Consider the following 14,812-nt stretch of genomic DNA (forward strand, 5'->3'; position numbering starts at 1 on the left):
CCTACCAAAAGAAAAACAAGAAGATCACTGCGGCCAGCAAAACAATCCAAAGCACAGCAAGCAACCAAAACAAGATCGTCAATGGCTTTCCGGCTTGGCTTAGATCAAGCGCGCCGATCTTAAGCTCGTCACCCAAGGGGCTATCAGCCTGGTCAAGCTTCTCTAGTTGGTTCAAGCTGTGAATAGCGCGGAATAGGATAAATAATGGGATGGCATGGATGATCAACCCCAGATAATCCTCCAGCCAAAAGGCAATGCCAGCATCCATCAGATAGATTACCGCCACAGCCAAATAGATCCACTTGTTTCTGCGCCCCAGCAAGGCGCCCAGCATCAGCACCAGGAAGGTGACCACGTAAATGGCGACCGCCAGGCCGGAGAACAGCAGTTTGAACTCGTCCATGACTTCGGGAAGCATGGCGATCAATACATCCGCGAATTGGGTGAAGCTCAAACCAAAGGCCGCGATCACCGTCGAGCCAAAATAGGTGAGCACCGAGTTCAGCAGCGAGAATGCACCCAGGAATATTAGCCAGGAAGCTGCCGATTGCACCCGGTTAAGGTGACCTTGCTGCTGTTGAATTTGCATGCTTTGTTCATCGAGACTCATAACGCTCTCCTACAAAAAAGGCCGCGGCAACCGGGTTGCCGCGGCCTTTGAAACTCAACTGTCAGTTACTCATCACCACCGAGGAAGGCCTCCAGGTTGGCTTTGGTAATCCGGTAAGTGCCACCCACCTTTTTGGCCTTAAGATCTTTGCTTTCGATGGCAGCCAGCACATCCTTCTCAGCCACCTTGAGGAAGCCAGCCACTTCAGCGGTGGTCATCACATCCGGCATGGCGGCCGCGGCCGGGCTGCTCATGGCGCCTTTGAGCGCCTCGCCCATCACTTGGCCAATGCCCACGCCGGCACCGATACCGGCCGTCAGGCCGGCGCCGCCGCTGGGATTGTTGGCAGCATCGCGCATCGCGTCGGCCGCCTGCAGTTGCGTATAGGTGGCCGTGTCCAGCAAGCCCATATCGCGCAGGTCCTCCGCCGTGGTGCGTGCCGGAGTCAAGTTGGCGATCACGAAGCTCTTCAGCACCAAACCACGCGCCTCAAAGTCCGAGGCGGTCTTGGCACGCACGCCGGCGCTGATTTCTTCCTGGTTGCCGATGATGTCCTGCACCGTGCTGTACTTGCCCTTCATCTCACCCAGCAGGTCAGAGAAGGAGCGCAGCAAGCGAGAGCGCAGGTCATTTTCGATCTCGGCGGTGTCATACTTACCCTGGGTGCCTACCACCTGGGTCACAAACTGCTGAGGGTCTTCCACCTGATAGGCATAGGTGCCAAAACCCTGCAGCAACAGCCAACCCAGGCCAATTCCGGGGGTCTGCATCACGATCGGCTGCGGGGTACCCCACTTGCGGTCCAAAAACTCCCGCATGGAGACAAAATACACCTCAGCCGTGAAGGGGCTACGACCATCAAAAAGCGTACCCAGCAGGTTGACCAGCAGCGGCACGTTGCCCGTAGCGATCGTGTGGCGGCCGGGACCAAACACATCCAGCGCTTTGCCATCGCGAAAGAACAGGGCATTCTGGGATTCACGCACGATCACTTGCGAGCCAATACGGAAGTCACCCGCACCGCTCTCTGGGAAGCGATGTACGATCTCTTCCTTCATCTCATTGGGGTATTCAATTACGTCAAAAATACGAGCCATTTCTCCTCCAACAGAATGTCAACAATTATTCAGCCGCTGCTGAGTCGTCTGCATCTGCCTCGGCATCCATCACCGAGCCCACAGATGTCGGTGCATCATCCGCGGCAGGGACTTCAGCCTCGGCCGCGGGCGCAGCTTCAGCCGCATCGCCCTCACCCGTGGCAATGCTCGCCTCTTCGGTGATCACTGCGCGGCGGCCCTCGAAAGTGGCCACCAGATCACGGCTCAGATCGATCAAGGCCCGCACCGGCGCAGCCAGCTCGTCGCCACCCACCGCCGCGCGCACAGCCTCCACAGCAGCGCTGATCTCATCAGCCCGGGAAACCAGCGCCAGGTCGAATTCATACAAGCGCTGCAATTCGGGCGATTTGATCTTGATCGCATCGAAGAAGCCGGTGTTGCCATAGCTAGCCGTGCGCACTTTGTCGATGAACGTGCGCAGCTTGGTGGCAGCCTCTTCTATGTCATCAATCAGGTCAAAAGCGCCGTTATTGGCCAGGTCCTTTTGCACGTTGGTGACCTGCTTCCAGATCTGCTCGTAGCTGTCTGCAATCGACTCGCGCAGGATCTTGTCAGCCGCACGCCGATTTTCGCGCTCAACATATCCACTAAAGCCGGGAATCTTTCCCGCCAAACGGCGAAAAATATCCTGATCGGCGTTTACTTGATCGTATAAATCTGCCATTTTTATCTCCTCAACTTGGGCGCATCCGCACCTGGAATCATTATACATGAAGACGATATGCATATTGTTAGCGCCCCTGAATACCTCCGGATGGTAAAATGCCAACAACTTCTCCCCGTTTCTGAGGATGCATATGAATAACGAAGCTTTGAATAAAGTGTTCCACGCCCTGGGCAACAGCATTGACTATAGCGACGGCAAAGTCACCATCAAAGATGAGGCCACCGTTCGCAGTCAGATCGGCAGCCTGGTGGAACTGTCTGCCCTGGGCAGCAAGGCTGAGCAATCCTGGGCGCGTTACATTGTGCGCTTGCTGGCTGTAGAGCTTGGCGCCTTCCCAGCAAGCATCCATGAACTCTACATCGCCCGCGGCCGCGGGGATGTCCCCCCCACTTTCACCGTGCCGGCTATGAACCTGCGTGCCCTCTCGCACGACGCGGCCCGTTGCGTATTCCGCGTGGCCAAAGACATCGACGCGGGAGCCTTCATATTCGAGATCGCTCGTTCAGAGATCGGCTACACCGAGCAGCGCCCTGCGGAATACGCCACCAATATTCTGGCAGCCGCCATCGCTGAGGGCTATCAGGGTCCGGTCTTCATCCAGGGCGACCATTTCCAGATCTCGGCCAAGCGTTACAAAGAGGACCCCGCCAAGGAAATTGCCGCAGTGGAAGAGCTGACGGTGGAGGCCATGCAAGCCGGTTTTCTAAATATTGATATTGACACCTCCACCTTGGTAGACATTAATCAGGTCGGCGAACCAGCTCAGCAGCGTTTGAACTCTGAGCTTTCGGCCCATTTCACTCACTTCATCCGCCAGCACGAACCGGCCGGTGTCACGGTCTCCGTCGGCGGAGAGATCGGCGAAGTGGGCGGCCGCAATTCCAACGAAGCGGAATTGCGCGCCTATGTGGACGGCTTCCAAACCAAGCTCGACGAATTGGGCAGCGGCCAGGCGGGGCTCAGCAAGATCAGCATCCAGACCGGCACGTCCCACGGTGGCGTGGTGCTGCCCGACGGCAGCGTCGCCAAGGTGAAAGTGGACTTCGACACGCTGCTGAACCTGAGCCGTGTGGCGCGCAATGAATATGGCTTTGCTGGCGCCGTACAGCACGGCGCTTCGACCCTGCCCGAGGATGCCTTTGGTAAGTTCGTGGAGGCGGAAGCTTGCGAAGTACACCTGGCCACTAACTTCCAGAACATTCTCTACTCAAGCGTTCCCCAAGCGCTCTTGGCTGAGGTCTACGCCTACATCGACGAAAAATACGCCGAGGATCGCAAGCCCGAACAGACGGACGAACAGTTCCATTACGAAAACCGCAAGCGCGCCCTGGGGCCTTTCAAGGCCAAGCTCATGCAGCTTTCTGAGGGCGAAAAAGAAGCCATCTTCCAGGCCTGGGAAGAACAGTTCCGCATGCTTTTCGGGCATCTGGCTATCGCCGGTACACGCAAGTATGTGGATGAATTTGTCTCCCGCACCTATCCAGAGGTAACGCGGGCCTTCTATTTCGGCGAAGAAGTCGAACAAGAAGAAGTCAAGGACCTTGCAGACTAACCCTCAGGCCTTTGACAGCCGCCGCTACCAGGTCATTCCTCGCGTGCTGGTTTTCGTTAGCCGCGGGGATGAGGTTCTGATGATGAAACGCGCCGCCGACCGGCGCGTTTTCCCCGGCCAGTACAATGGCCTGGGCGGCCATGTGGAAGTGGGCGAAAGCGTGCTGGCGGCTGCCCGGCGTGAAGTCCTGGAGGAGAGTGGGCTGCACGCCGCAGATCTATGGCTATGCGCAGTAGTGGCGATTGATACAGGTACTCCCCATACCGGCATCGTGATGTGGGTTTTTCGGGGCAGCGCCGAAGGCGAACCCAGCTCCACGCCAGAGGGCGAAAATGCCTGGATCCCCCGCGACCAATTGGCTAGCCTGCCGATGGTCGAGGACATCCCGGTGCTTTTGCCCAAGATCTTGGATATGCAGCCTGGCGATGCCCCACTCTGGGCTCATTACAGCTACACGCCGGACGGCCAACTGCAGATGCACTTCGAAGCTCCCTAAACACACCGCATGACTCTAAACACCTACCGCAACGAAATGCTGCCTATGGTCGAAGAAGCGCTAAAGGCAGCTACGCAGCCCGCCAATACCCCCGGCCAGGAAGTGCTCTATGGCATGCTCAGCTATCACATGGGTTGGGAGGGCCTGGGCGCCGGCCCCAAGGCGGCCGGCAAACGCGTGCGCTCCATCCTGCTGCTGCTCTCCTGCGCCGCCGCCGGTGGCAACTGGCGTGCGGCCCTGCCCGCGGCCGCGGCCGTGGAACTGCTGCACAACTTCTCGCTGATCCATGATGACATTCAGGACAAGAGCGACCTGCGCCGCGGCCGCCCCACGCTGTGGGCGCTGCACGGCACCGCCCAGGCCATTAATGCCGGCGATGCCATGTTCGCCCTGGCTCACATCAGCTTGGAGAGCCTCGAGGACAGCGCCAACCAGGCCATCTACGCCGCCGCCGCCAAGCTGCTGGCGCGCACCAGCTTGCAGCTGACCCAGGGACAATACCTGGACATGGCCTATGAAACCGTGGAGAACCCGGGCGTTGAAGCCTATTGGCCGATGATCTGGGGTAAGACCGCCGTGCTCATCCGCGCCTGCACGGACTTGGGGGCGCGGATTGCCGGGCTAACTGGCCGCGAACTGAAAGCCTATATGCTCTTTGGCGAAAAGCTGGGCCTGGCCTACCAGGTCTATGATGATCTACTCGGCATCTGGGGCGACCCGGACGAAATGGGCAAGTCAGCGCACACCGATCTACTCAGCGGCAAGAAGTCCCTGCCCGTTTTGTTTGGCCTGGAAAACAAAGGCCGCTTCGCCAGCCGTTGGCAGGAAGGCGGCATTCCAGAGGAGCAAGTAGCGGAATTTGCCCGCCTGCTGGAAGAAGAAGGCGCACAGCAGTTCACCCGCCAGAAGGCCGCTCAACTCACCGAAGAAGCCCTGGAGGCGCTGCGCGCTGCCAAGCCCCTGGAGACCGCCGGCGAAGCCTTGATGGCTCTGGCCCAGGAACTGGGCCACCGCAGTCTCTAAATAAACTCTACGAACACCTGGTTACCCAACAGGCGCCCCCGCTGACTAAGGCGGATGCCTGCTTGTTCACCATTCATGCGCTCCAGCAAGCCAGACTGGGTCAGCTGACGTATCTCCCGCCCGTAGACATCATCCAGCGACTGGCCGAAGCGCTGCGAAAAGCTGCTTTGCGAGACCCCTTCGTGGATCAGGCGCAGCCCCATCATCATCACTTCGCCCATCTCATCCCGCGGCTCCAAAGCCGTCAGGTTGACGGTCGCCGGCGTGCGCGGGAACTCCAGCGCGGCGCCCTCACGCAGTCGCTTGATGTAGGCGGCCGGCGCCAGCACGTTGGCAGTGCGCTTGCCGCCCAGGAACCCGTGGGCGCCGGCGCCCAGGCCGGCGTAAGGCAGGCTGCGCCAATACTGCAAGTTGTGCTTGCAAGCCAGCAATCCACCGCTGGAATCGCGCCGCGCCCAATTGGAGATCTCGTATTGCGCGTAGCCGGCGGCGGCCAGGCGATCGGCGGCCAATTCGTACATGTCGGCCGCCAGATCGGCATCCAGGTCCGGCAACAAGCCACGGGCGGCCATGTCCTTGAAAGGCGTGCCGTGCTCAATGGTCAGGGCATAGAGTGAGAGGTGTTCCGGGGCCAGCTGTATGGCCAGTTCCACATTGCGCTGCCAGGAGTGCAACGACTGACCCGGCAAGCCAAAGATCCAGTCCAGGTTCAGGTTGTCGAACCCGGTCTGGCGCGCGCACTCTACCGCTTGGATCACGTCGATAAAGTCGTGTTCACGCTCCAGCAGGCGCAGTTCCTCCGGGCTGGAAGACTGCACCCCGAAACTTAGGCGGTTTATCCCGGCGGCGCGCAGCCCCTGCAGTTTTTGCCGGTCCAACGTGCCGGGGTTGGCCTCCAGGGTGATCTCAGCATCCGCAGCGAGGTCGTATGCCTCCGCCAGCGTTTGCAAGATGGCCGCCACGGTCTTGGGCGGCAGCAACGAAGGCGTGCCGCCGCCAAAAAAGATGGTGTGCACCTTCAGTCGTTCCGGGGTGGCCTGAGCCAGTAAGCGCGCTTCTTGTTGCAGCGCGTCTGCATAGGCGGGCATCAGCGCCTCCAGACCTGCGTAGGTGTTGAAGTCGCAGTAACCGCAACGATGGGTGCAAAAGGGGATGTGCAAATACAGGCTGACAGGCAGCATGAAATCAGTATAACCTTGGCTTGACACATATCCATGCGGCTCTTGGTATAATCCGCCCGCTTTCCCTATGACAGCCGACAATCCCCGTTCTACACCGACAAAAGTCTGCCCCTCCTGCGGAACCCGGGTGAGCGAACGCTCCCCGCGTTGCCTGGTTTGCGGCCATCAATTCGACCAGGGCAGCAAGACCCCCTTGGTGCGGACGCCCGCCGCCGGGCGCACGCAGCCTCAGGTCGTGCTCAGCATCCCCATCGCCATCGGCTTGCTGGCATTTGTGCTCTTGCTGCTGGGCGGTTTGGTCTACTTTGCGTTATCGCCAAGCGGAACCGCAGCAGAGGACGCTGAGCTCGTGGCCAACGAAAGTGCTACTCCGACGCTGTCACCCACGCCAGAGACGCCCACGCCAACCTCCACTCCGCAGCCCACCAATACGCCGTTGAGCTACACGGTGCAGGCCCTGGATACTTGTGGCGGCATCGCCTTTGCTTTCAACATCCAACCGCAAGACATCATTCTGGCCAACGCGCTTAATGCCAACTGTGGGTTGAGCATTGGCCAGGTGCTCAGCATTCCCCAACCCACCTTCACCCCAACGCCGTTGGCCACAGCCACTCTCAGCGAGCTGGAAGCAACCATCGCCGCCTGCGAGACCCGCAGCCACGTCGTTCAAGAGGGCGAAACCCTCAGCCTGATCGCCTTGACCTTTGGTGTGCCGATGGAAGCCATTATGGAGTGGAACTCGCTGACTTCGGATGTGGCTTTCCTCGGTCAGCGGCTTTCCATCCCGATGTGCGAGCGCACCTTTGTGGGTGTAGCCACAGTGACACCCACGGTGGCCCCGCCCTATCCAGCCCCCGAGCCGCTGCTGCCGGCCAACGGCTCCCCATTCGACTCCTCCAGCAGCACGGTGACGCTGCAATGGTCCTCGGTCGGCGCCCTGCGCGGCAACGAGTACTACCAGGTCACGGTCACCGACATCACCGGCGGCCAGAACCGCCAAACCATCGGGCATGTCAAGGACACTACTTTCACCGTCCCGGCCAACTTCCGGCCCAGCACCGGCCAGCCGCACATCTTTAGCTGGCAGGTGGTGCCCGTGGCTCAGATCGGCGTGGATGCCGATGGCCTGCCGGTCTACATTGCCGGCGGCCCCTCCAGCGAAATGCGCTTCTTCTCCTGGAACGGTGGAGCCGGCGGCGGTGCGCCTGCCGCCACTGCTACGCCCACACCATAGCCAAAAACCATACAAAAAGACCTCCCGTTGGGAGGTCTTTTTTGTATTTGTGTGGTTGAGCTACTTACGCTTGGCCATCGGTACAAAGTCGCGCACATCCTCGCCCAGGTACACTTGGCGCGGGCGGGCGATCTTCTGCTCGCTATCCAGCAGCATTTCCTGCCACTGAGCCAGCCAACCCACCGTGCGGGGGATGGCGAACATCACCGGGAAGAAGCTGGTCGGCAGGCGCATGGCCTGATAGATGATGCCCGAGTAGAAGTCCACATTCGGGTACAGCTTGCGCTCGATGAAGTAGTCGTCCTCGAGGGCAATGCGCTCCAGTTCCATGGCCACATCCAGCATTGGGTTGCGGCCGGTCACCTTGAAGACGTCCTCCGCCACCTGCTTGATGATGCGCGCCCGCGGGTCATAATTCTTGTACACGCGGTGCCCAAAGCCCATCAGGCGCCCTTCGCCCTTCTTGACCTTATCGACGAATGCCGGAATGTTCTTGGCGTCGCCGATCTGGTTGAGCATGCGCAGTACCGCTTCGTTGGCGCCGCCGTGCAGCGGGCCGTACAAGGCGGCCGCCGCACCGGCCATGGCGGAATACGGATCCACCTGGCTGGAGCCGATGCCGCGCATCGCGTTGGTGCTGCAGTTCTGCTCGTGGTCCGCATGCAAGATAAAGAGCACATCCAGGGCACGCTCCAGCACCGGGTTGGGCTCATACTTCAACTCGGTCATGCGGAACATCATGTTCAGGAAGTTGCCCGGGTAGCTCAGGTCATTGTCCGGATAGGCAAACGGCAAGCCCTGGCTATGGCGATAAGAAAACGCCGCAATGGTGGGCACCTTGGCGATCAGACGTTGGATCTGGATCGTGCGCCCGGCTTCGTCGCCGATATTGCTGGCTTCAGGATAGAAGGTGGACAGCGCAGCCACGGTGGCGATGAACATGCCCATCGGATGTGCATCGTAGCGGAAGTGCTGCATGAAGTTCTTGATGTTCTCGTGGATGATCGTATGGTGGGTGATGTCGTACACCCACTGCTCGTCCTGAGCCTTGTTGGGCAATTCGCCATGCAAGATCAGGTATGCCACTTCAAGATAGGTACAGTTCTCCGCCAGCTGCTCGATCGGATAGCCGCGATAGCGCAGAATGCCCTTGTCACCGTCCACCAACGTAATGCTGCTCTTGGTGCTGGCTGTGTTGGTGAAGGCCGGGTCATAGCTCATCAGGCCAAAATCATCGTCGCCAGTCTTGATCTGGCGCAAATCCAAAGCCCGAATGGTGCCTTCCCACACCGGGATCTCGTATTGTTTCCCGGTGCGGTTGTCCGTGATCGATAATGTGTCTTTGGACATATCTCTTCTTTCTCAGGCAGTCTAGATCTTCAGTTCGGTCATGCTGGCTTTCACTTCCGCCGCCGACTTGTCAACCTCTGCCTGTTCCTCTGCATTGAGCGTGTACTCAATCACCTTCACCAGACCCTTGCGGCCCAGCTGCGCAGGCACGCCAAAGAAAATGTCCTTCTGCCCATATTCACCTTGCAGGTAAATAGAGCTGGGTACGATCAGGTTCTTGTCTTTCAAAATGGCTTCCACCATCTGGGCGATGGCCACAGAAGGCGCATAGAAGGCGCTGCCCTGCTTGAGCAGCGAAACGATCTCGCCGCCGCCCTTGCGGGTACGCTCCACGATGGCTTCCAGCCGGTCGGCGGGCAGCATCTCGTTCAGCGGCACGCCGGCCACGTTCGAATGGCGCGTCAGCGGCACCATGCTGTCGCCGTGGCCGCCCAGCACGTAGCAGTTGATGTTCTCCACGCTGACACCCAGTTCCATGGCCACAAAGGCGCGCATGCGGGCGGAGTCGAGGATGCCAGCCTGGCCGATTACGCGTTCGCGCGGCAGGCCACCGGTCTTCATCGTGACGTAGCACATCGTATCCAGTGGATTGGTGAGAATAATGTAGATGGCGTCGGGGGAATGCTTGAGGGTCTCTTCCGTGGCTTTTTTGACGATATCGGCGTTTGTGTTAAGCAGATCTTCACGGCTCATACCCGGCTTGCGCGGCAGGCCGGCGGTGATCACCACAATGTCTGACCCTTCGGTTACCTTGTAGTCATTACTGCCTGTCACGCGCACGTCCTTGCCGATCACCGGCATGGCCTGCAGCAGATCCAGGGCTTTACCCTGCGGCATGCCTTCGACCACATCGACCAAGGCGATATCCGCCAGTTCGCGCTCAGCCAACCAGTGGGCCGCGGTAGCGCCGGTCATGCCGGCGCCGACAATAGAAACTTTAGTCATTCATGCTCCAGAAATTTAGGGAAGTTTTGGGAATACATAGCTCAAACAAGCGAATTATAACATTGCAGATTTGCCCAAAAACTTGATGTTAAAAGCAAAATGAGCGGAAGCACCGCCCATTTTGCTGGTTTCATTCAGCTTAGGGGTTTTCTTCGAGAAAGCGCGTCGCCTGAATGCCCGCCGCAGCGCCCATGCCGGCAGAAGTGATCACCTGCCGGAAGTGCGGGTCAGCCACTTCGCCCGCAGCGAAAACACCAGGGACGCTGGTCTCCATGTACTGGTTGGCGATCAGGTATCCGCCTGCGTCCATCTCCAGCTGCCCGACAAACAGCTGCGTGTTGGGCGTGTGGCCGATGAAGATAAACACGCCATCGGTTTTGAAGTTCTTCTTCTCGCCGGAGACGATATCTTCCAACTCCACTGTATTGACTGCTTCGGGACCTTCGATCTTGTTGACCACCGTGTTGGTGATAAATTTCATTTTCGGGTTTTCCTGGGCGCGCTGCAGCAGCAATTCGCCCGCACGGAATTCCCCGCGGCGGTGGATCACGGTCACGTTGTTGGCAAAGCGCGTCAGGAACGAACCTTCTTCCATGGCGCTGTCCCCGCCGCCAACCACGATCACGTCCTTATCCTTGAAGAAGAAGCCATCGCAGGTACCGCAGTAGGAAACGCCGCGCCCAGTCAGCTCCACTTCGCCCGGTACATCCAAGTGCCGCGGCGTGGCGCCCGTGGCAATGATCAGCGTATCCGCCAGATAGACTTTTTCATAGGTCGTGACCCGGAAAGGCCGCTGGCTCAAGTCCACTTGGGTGGCCGTATCAAAGACCACACGCGCGCCAAAGCGCTCGGCTTGCTTGCGGAACAGCTCGGTCAGTTCCGGGCCGCCCACCGCCTCGGGGAAGCCGGGGTAATTCTCCACAATATGGGTTTGCGATACCTGGCCGCCATACTCCTGGCCGGCCAACACTACCGGCTCGAGCTGGGCGCGAGCGGTATACAGGGCCGCGCTCAGGCCGGCTGGGCCAGAACCTAAGATCAAATTCTTGACATGCTCAGGCGGCGAAGCAGAATTGTTGGCATTGCGTTTGACTTCGAGCATCGTACATCCTCATCCAATGGGTTCACTCCCTAGACGCCGACCGCGTCCTTTTCATTACCAAGCTGATTATATAGCGTCGGGTCCCATGCTAGAATCAAACAATGACCCTACAGGCTCCACCTGCCTACCAGGCCGCCAAAGAAGGCGCCGCTTACTTCACCCTGAGCGCGCCCGGCCTTCTGCGCTTCACCGGGGAAACCCATGTGGATTTCTTGCAGCGGCAGACCAGCAATGATCTCGGCCTGCTCAGCCCGCAGCAAGCCGTGCCCAGCCTACTAACTTCCGCCCAGGGCCGCGTGCTAGAACATTTCAGCCTGGCCCAAGACGGAGACAACCTGCTCATGCTGACCCAACCCGGGCACGGCCCCGGGCTGGCAGCCTACTTCCAAAAACGCATCTTCTTCAATGACCAGGTCGTCGTCCAAGATCAGAGCGACGCCTATGCACAAATTGAACTGCACGGTCCGCTGGCAGTGCAGGCTCTGGCCAGGCTGGGCCTGGAACCCGTCGCAGCGCTGGATAGCCTGCGGGCGGCAGAATGGCAGGGGCATCCGGTTCATCTGATCACCCAACCCGGCTACGGCAGCCCGTACAGGTATCTTCTCATGCTGCCCCAACCCACCGCCCCCGCCCTGCTGGTTAGCCTGCAGCTGTCAGAACTGAACGCCTCACAACGTGAGCTGTTGCGCATTGAGGCCGGTCTGCCCGGCGACCCGGAATTCAATCACCAATACACGCCATTCGAACTTGGCTTGGATCGACTGGTCTCGGCCACCAAGGGCTGCTACACAGGTCAGGAAGTGCTCGCTCGCCAAGTGACCTACGACAAGGTCGTGCGCAAGCTAGCCCGGATCAGCAGCCAGCAACCCTTGGCTCCAGGCCAGCGGCTGCTGGCAGAGGACAAGCCCGTCGGCGAGGTCACCTCCGCAGCGAACTCGCCCACTCATGGCCCACTGGCCCTGGCCGTGCTGCGCCGGACACACGACCAGCCCGGTACCAGACTTACTACCGAAAACGGGGAAGAAGCAGTCATTCTGGAGTAATTTGAGCAATTATTGAGAAAAGTAAATAGAAATATCAGAATATTCAATATATTTTCTTGACAATTGCCAAAACATCTATACAATAGTTGCATGTTTCCGCGTGAAAAAATCAAAATCCTGATTTTGCGCTTAGGAGAATGACATGCACCCCACTCCCCACACTTGTCCGGTTTGCCAGGGCGACTTGCTGGTCACCAGCTTGGCCTGTCGCGAATGCGATACGCGCATCGAGGGCCGCTTCCAGGGCAGTCCATTCAGCCAACTGAGCGAGGAGCAATTGGCCTTCGTGGAATTGTTTGTCCGCAACCAGGGCAAGATCACCCGCATGGAGGCCGACCTGGGGCTTTCCTACCCCACCATCCGCAACCGCCTGATGGAGATCATCCGCAGTCTGGGCTATGAGCCCAGCGAAGAAGACTTCGCCGGGCTGGGCGACGAAGAGCGCCGCCGCATCCTGGACGACCTGGACCACGGCACGATCAGCTACGAAGAGGCCTTGCGCCTCATTGAAGAAAAGGAAGGCAGCTAAATGGCACGCGTACAACTGGCTTCGAGCAGCAACCCTGAAATACAAATCGGTTCAATTGCAGGCAGCCTGCACATCAAAGGCCAAGGCGACAGCAGCATACGCATCGAAGGCCAAAGCGAAGATGCCCTGCAATACAGTTTCCAAAACGACAGGCTGACGCTCTCCTGTGACAGCGACTGCGTTCTGCGCATACCGGAAGACAGCTCACTGAGCATCGCGCAAGTCGGCCGGGATGCGTACATCAGCAATGTAGAAGGCGACCTGAAGGTGCATCAGATTGGCGGCTCGCTGACTCTGCGCATGGTAGGCGATACCGTCGCCGAGCATGTTGCCGGCAGTTTCACTGCCCGCAATGTGGATGGGAATTTGAGCGTACGAAATATCAGCGGCAGCGCCGCCATCCGCAACGTTGAGGGGAACCTTGAAGCACAGACCATTAGCGGCAGCCTGGGGCTGCGCGATGTGGAAGGCAACATCCAGGTCAAGACCAGCGGTAACGCTGACCTGCGCCTGAGCACGCTTGAAGATTCCGTTCATGTGGAAGCCGCCGGCAACCTGCATTGTGACTTGCGCGATTCAATAGACGCCAACATTCATTTGGAGAGCAAGGCCAAAAGCATCCTGGTCACCAGCCCTGATGAGAAGACCCGCATCCAAGCTCGCACGCATGAATTCGTCCTGGGAGAGGGCGGCAGCCAGATCGTGCTGAAGGCCGGCGGACACATTGACATCCGCAGCCGCCAGCGGGATGAGGAGCTGCTGGTGGACCTGGACGTAGTGGATGATCTGGACAATCTGGCCGACGAGATCACCGGCCAGGTGACCCAGCAGTTGGAATCCCAGATGGAAGCGCTGAACCAGCAGCTCAGCTCGCTCAGTGAGCGATTGGGTCATTCCGGCTCACGGGCTGCGGCACGCGCTCAGGAGCGTGTAGCCCGCACCCAGCGCAAATTGGAAATGAAACTCGCCGGTCGCCGCCGGGGCCGTACTGTGTCACCACCTACCCCGCCGGCCAGGCCCGCTGAACCCGTGGACACCAAAGAGCGCGCCATGGTGCTGAATATGCTGCAGGAAAAGAAGATCTCCATCGCCGAGGCGGAGATGCTGCTGCATGCCCTGGAAGGCCGCCCGGCCGTACAGCCCCCTGAACCACCGAAGGCCCCCGAGCCGCCTACTTCTCCTGAGTCCCCTACACCCCCGGAACCGCCCACACCCCCGAACCTTGCGGAGGATGAAAATGCCTAGCCCGTCAGAACGCCTGGAAATCCTCAACCGCCTGGAGCGCGGCGAACTAAGCATTGAACAGGCCGCGGAATTGTTGACCGGCGCGCAAACCAGCCGTAAGGCTGCTGCCTCGCCAATGGATGTGTTGGAGCAACTGGAGCGCGGCGAAATCAACCCTGAAGAGGCCGCACAACAACTGGGGGCAGCGGGCGCAAGCCAGGACGCCAAAGAAGAAAGTCACACCAGCCGGGTCGAAGTCATCGACCCCAAAGTTCGCCGGTCTCGGTGGTGGGCGGTGGCGATTGCGGCGGGCAGCCTGCTGGCCGTGCTGGCCGCCACCTGGATGCGCAGCGACCTGCAGGATGGCTCGCTGGGCCTAGCCTTCATCTGTGCCTGGGCGCCGCTGCTGATGGGCATTTTGCTGATCGTGCTGGGTTGGGCCAGCCGGCAAAGTCCCTGGGCTAGTGTGCGTATTCGCTCGCGCAGGGCGGTCGGGCACGCTGAGGGCAACTTCAACCTGGACCTGCCCCTGCCGGTTAAGCTGACCAGCCAGGTCCTGAGATTTTTTGGCGGTCGCATGAATATCTCCGGAGTGGATTTGGAGGATATTGAAGGGCTGCTGGGTGCCTTCGAACAGGCCAAAGAGAACGGCCAACCGATCATCATCCAGGCTCACAGCGACGATGATGATGAAACAGTCGACATCCAGATCAGCTAATCGCGGTCTAATTGGGAGAT

15 protein-coding genes are annotated in these 14,812 nt (G+C 59.3%); 8 read left to right on the forward strand and 7 right to left on the reverse strand.

Features of this window, described 5'->3' with window-relative positions; genetic code table 11:
- Nucleotide 1: 1 nt before the first annotated feature.
- From KF885_09910 to KF885_09920, 3 genes are all read right to left on the reverse strand, one after another.
- Nucleotides 2-610 (reverse strand): hypothetical protein, encoded by a 609-nt coding sequence (locus tag KF885_09910; protein ID MBX3049473.1) that lies wholly within the window; start codon nt 608-610, stop codon nt 2-4.
- A gap of 65 nt (nt 611-675) precedes the next feature.
- Nucleotides 676-1,707 carry an SPFH domain-containing protein gene (locus tag KF885_09915; protein ID MBX3049474.1) on the reverse strand — a complete coding sequence of 344 codons (1,032 nt, stop codon included), beginning with the start codon at nt 1,705-1,707 and terminating at the stop codon, nt 676-678.
- Between the two features lie 25 nt (nt 1,708-1,732).
- Entirely contained in the window at nt 1,733-2,392 is a 660-nt protein-coding gene (locus tag KF885_09920) for a hypothetical protein (GenBank protein MBX3049475.1), read from the reverse strand.
- A 133-nt stretch (nt 2,393-2,525) separates the two neighbouring features.
- On the opposite strand from KF885_09920, the gene KF885_09925 reads away from it, so the two are divergent.
- From KF885_09925 to KF885_09935, 3 genes are read left to right on the forward strand one after another with little or no spacing between them, the layout of a single operon-like run.
- Nucleotides 2,526-3,947: a class II fructose-bisphosphate aldolase gene (locus KF885_09925; protein ID MBX3049476.1), complete on the forward strand. Its 1,422-nt coding sequence runs from the start codon at nt 2,526-2,528 to the stop codon at nt 3,945-3,947.
- Nucleotides 3,937-4,443, forward strand: a complete 507-nt coding sequence (locus KF885_09930) for an NUDIX domain-containing protein (GenBank protein MBX3049477.1) — start codon at nt 3,937-3,939, stop codon at nt 4,441-4,443. The genes KF885_09925 and KF885_09930 overlap by 11 nt, the downstream gene beginning before the upstream one ends.
- 9 nt (nt 4,444-4,452) lie before the next feature.
- The gene (locus KF885_09935; GenBank protein ID MBX3049478.1) at nt 4,453-5,466 is read left to right on the forward strand and encodes a polyprenyl synthetase family protein; all 1,014 of its coding nucleotides are present in this window, start codon (nt 4,453-4,455) and stop codon (nt 5,464-5,466) included.
- Here the strand turns inward: KF885_09935 and hemW are convergent.
- Nucleotides 5,463-6,647, reverse strand: a complete 1,185-nt coding sequence (gene hemW / locus KF885_09940) for a radical SAM family heme chaperone HemW (GenBank protein ID MBX3049479.1) — start codon at nt 6,645-6,647, stop codon at nt 5,463-5,465. The two genes, KF885_09935 and hemW, sit on opposite strands and share 4 nt — an antisense overlap.
- A 127-nt stretch (nt 6,648-6,774) precedes the next feature.
- Here hemW and KF885_09945 point away from each other — a divergent pair, with 127 nt between their 5' ends.
- The gene (locus KF885_09945) at nt 6,775-7,881 is read left to right on the forward strand and encodes a LysM peptidoglycan-binding domain-containing protein (GenBank protein MBX3049480.1); all 1,107 of its coding nucleotides are present in this window, start codon (nt 6,775-6,777) and stop codon (nt 7,879-7,881) included.
- Nucleotides 7,882-7,941: 60 nt separating this feature from the next.
- Here the strand turns inward: KF885_09945 and KF885_09950 are convergent, their stop codons facing one another.
- The 3 genes from KF885_09950 to trxB all read right to left on the reverse strand — a co-directional run bounded on the left by KF885_09950 (nt 7,942) and on the right by trxB (nt 11,278).
- Nucleotides 7,942-9,231 (reverse strand): citrate synthase, encoded by a 1,290-nt coding sequence (locus KF885_09950; GenBank protein MBX3049481.1) that lies wholly within the window; start codon nt 9,229-9,231, stop codon nt 7,942-7,944.
- A 21-nt stretch (nt 9,232-9,252) separates the two neighbouring features.
- Nucleotides 9,253-10,176 (reverse strand): malate dehydrogenase, encoded by a 924-nt coding sequence (mdh, locus tag KF885_09955; protein ID MBX3049482.1) that lies wholly within the window; start codon nt 10,174-10,176, stop codon nt 9,253-9,255.
- Between the two features lie 139 nt (nt 10,177-10,315).
- Nucleotides 10,316-11,278, reverse strand: coding sequence for a thioredoxin-disulfide reductase (gene trxB / locus KF885_09960; GenBank protein ID MBX3049483.1), 963 nt, complete (start codon nt 11,276-11,278; stop codon nt 10,316-10,318).
- A 101-nt stretch (nt 11,279-11,379) separates the two neighbouring features.
- Between trxB and KF885_09965 the strand changes: the two genes are divergently transcribed.
- From KF885_09965 to KF885_09980, 4 genes are all read left to right on the forward strand, one after another.
- Nucleotides 11,380-12,321: a folate-binding protein YgfZ gene (locus KF885_09965; GenBank protein ID MBX3049484.1), complete on the forward strand. Its 942-nt coding sequence runs from the start codon at nt 11,380-11,382 to the stop codon at nt 12,319-12,321.
- A gap of 142 nt (nt 12,322-12,463) precedes the next feature.
- Complete coding sequence (locus KF885_09970; GenBank protein MBX3049485.1) at nt 12,464-12,850, forward strand: DUF2089 domain-containing protein; 387 nt, start codon at nt 12,464-12,466, stop codon at nt 12,848-12,850.
- Entirely contained in the window at nt 12,851-14,095 is a 1,245-nt protein-coding gene (locus KF885_09975; GenBank protein MBX3049486.1) for a hypothetical protein, read from the forward strand.
- A complete protein-coding gene (locus KF885_09980; GenBank protein ID MBX3049487.1) occupies nt 14,088-14,792 on the forward strand; it encodes a hypothetical protein in 705 nt (234 codons plus the stop codon). Before KF885_09975 ends, KF885_09980 begins: the two co-directional genes overlap by 8 nt.
- The last annotated feature ends 20 nt before the right edge of the window (nt 14,793-14,812 follow it).

This window comes from Anaerolineales bacterium (assembly GCA_019637805.1).
Lineage (GTDB): Bacteria > Chloroflexota > Anaerolineae > Anaerolineales > UBA11579 > JAMCZK01.

Bases quoted from the DNA above. Each gene is read 5' to 3' on its own strand.
- mdh (MBX3049482.1), bottom strand. From the start codon at position 10,176: ATGACTAAAGTTTCTATTGTCGGCGCCGGCATGACCGGCGCTACCGCG.
- hemW (MBX3049479.1), bottom strand. From the start codon at position 6,647: ATGCTGCCTGTCAGCCTGTATTTGCACATCCCCTTTTGCACCCATCGT.
- KF885_09920 (MBX3049475.1), bottom strand. From the start codon at position 2,392: ATGGCAGATTTATACGATCAAGTAAACGCCGATCAGGATATTTTTCGC.
- trxB (MBX3049483.1), bottom strand. From the start codon at position 11,278: ATGCTCGAAGTCAAACGCAATGCCAACAATTCTGCTTCGCCGCCTGAG.
- KF885_09950 (MBX3049481.1), bottom strand. From the start codon at position 9,231: ATGTCCAAAGACACATTATCGATCACGGACAACCGCACCGGGAAACAA.
- KF885_09910 (MBX3049473.1), bottom strand. From the start codon at position 610: ATGAGTCTCGATGAACAAAGCATGCAAATTCAACAGCAGCAAGGTCAC.
- KF885_09925 (MBX3049476.1), top strand. From the start codon at position 2,526: ATGAATAACGAAGCTTTGAATAAAGTGTTCCACGCCCTGGGCAACAGC.
- KF885_09975 (MBX3049486.1), top strand. From the start codon at position 12,851: ATGGCACGCGTACAACTGGCTTCGAGCAGCAACCCTGAAATACAAATC.
- KF885_09935 (MBX3049478.1), top strand. From the start codon at position 4,453: ATGACTCTAAACACCTACCGCAACGAAATGCTGCCTATGGTCGAAGAA.
- KF885_09965 (MBX3049484.1), top strand. From the start codon at position 11,380: ATGACCCTACAGGCTCCACCTGCCTACCAGGCCGCCAAAGAAGGCGCC.
- KF885_09980 (MBX3049487.1), top strand. From the start codon at position 14,088: ATGCCTAGCCCGTCAGAACGCCTGGAAATCCTCAACCGCCTGGAGCGC.
- KF885_09915 (MBX3049474.1), bottom strand. From the start codon at position 1,707: ATGGCTCGTATTTTTGACGTAATTGAATACCCCAATGAGATGAAGGAA.
- KF885_09970 (MBX3049485.1), top strand. From the start codon at position 12,464: ATGCACCCCACTCCCCACACTTGTCCGGTTTGCCAGGGCGACTTGCTG.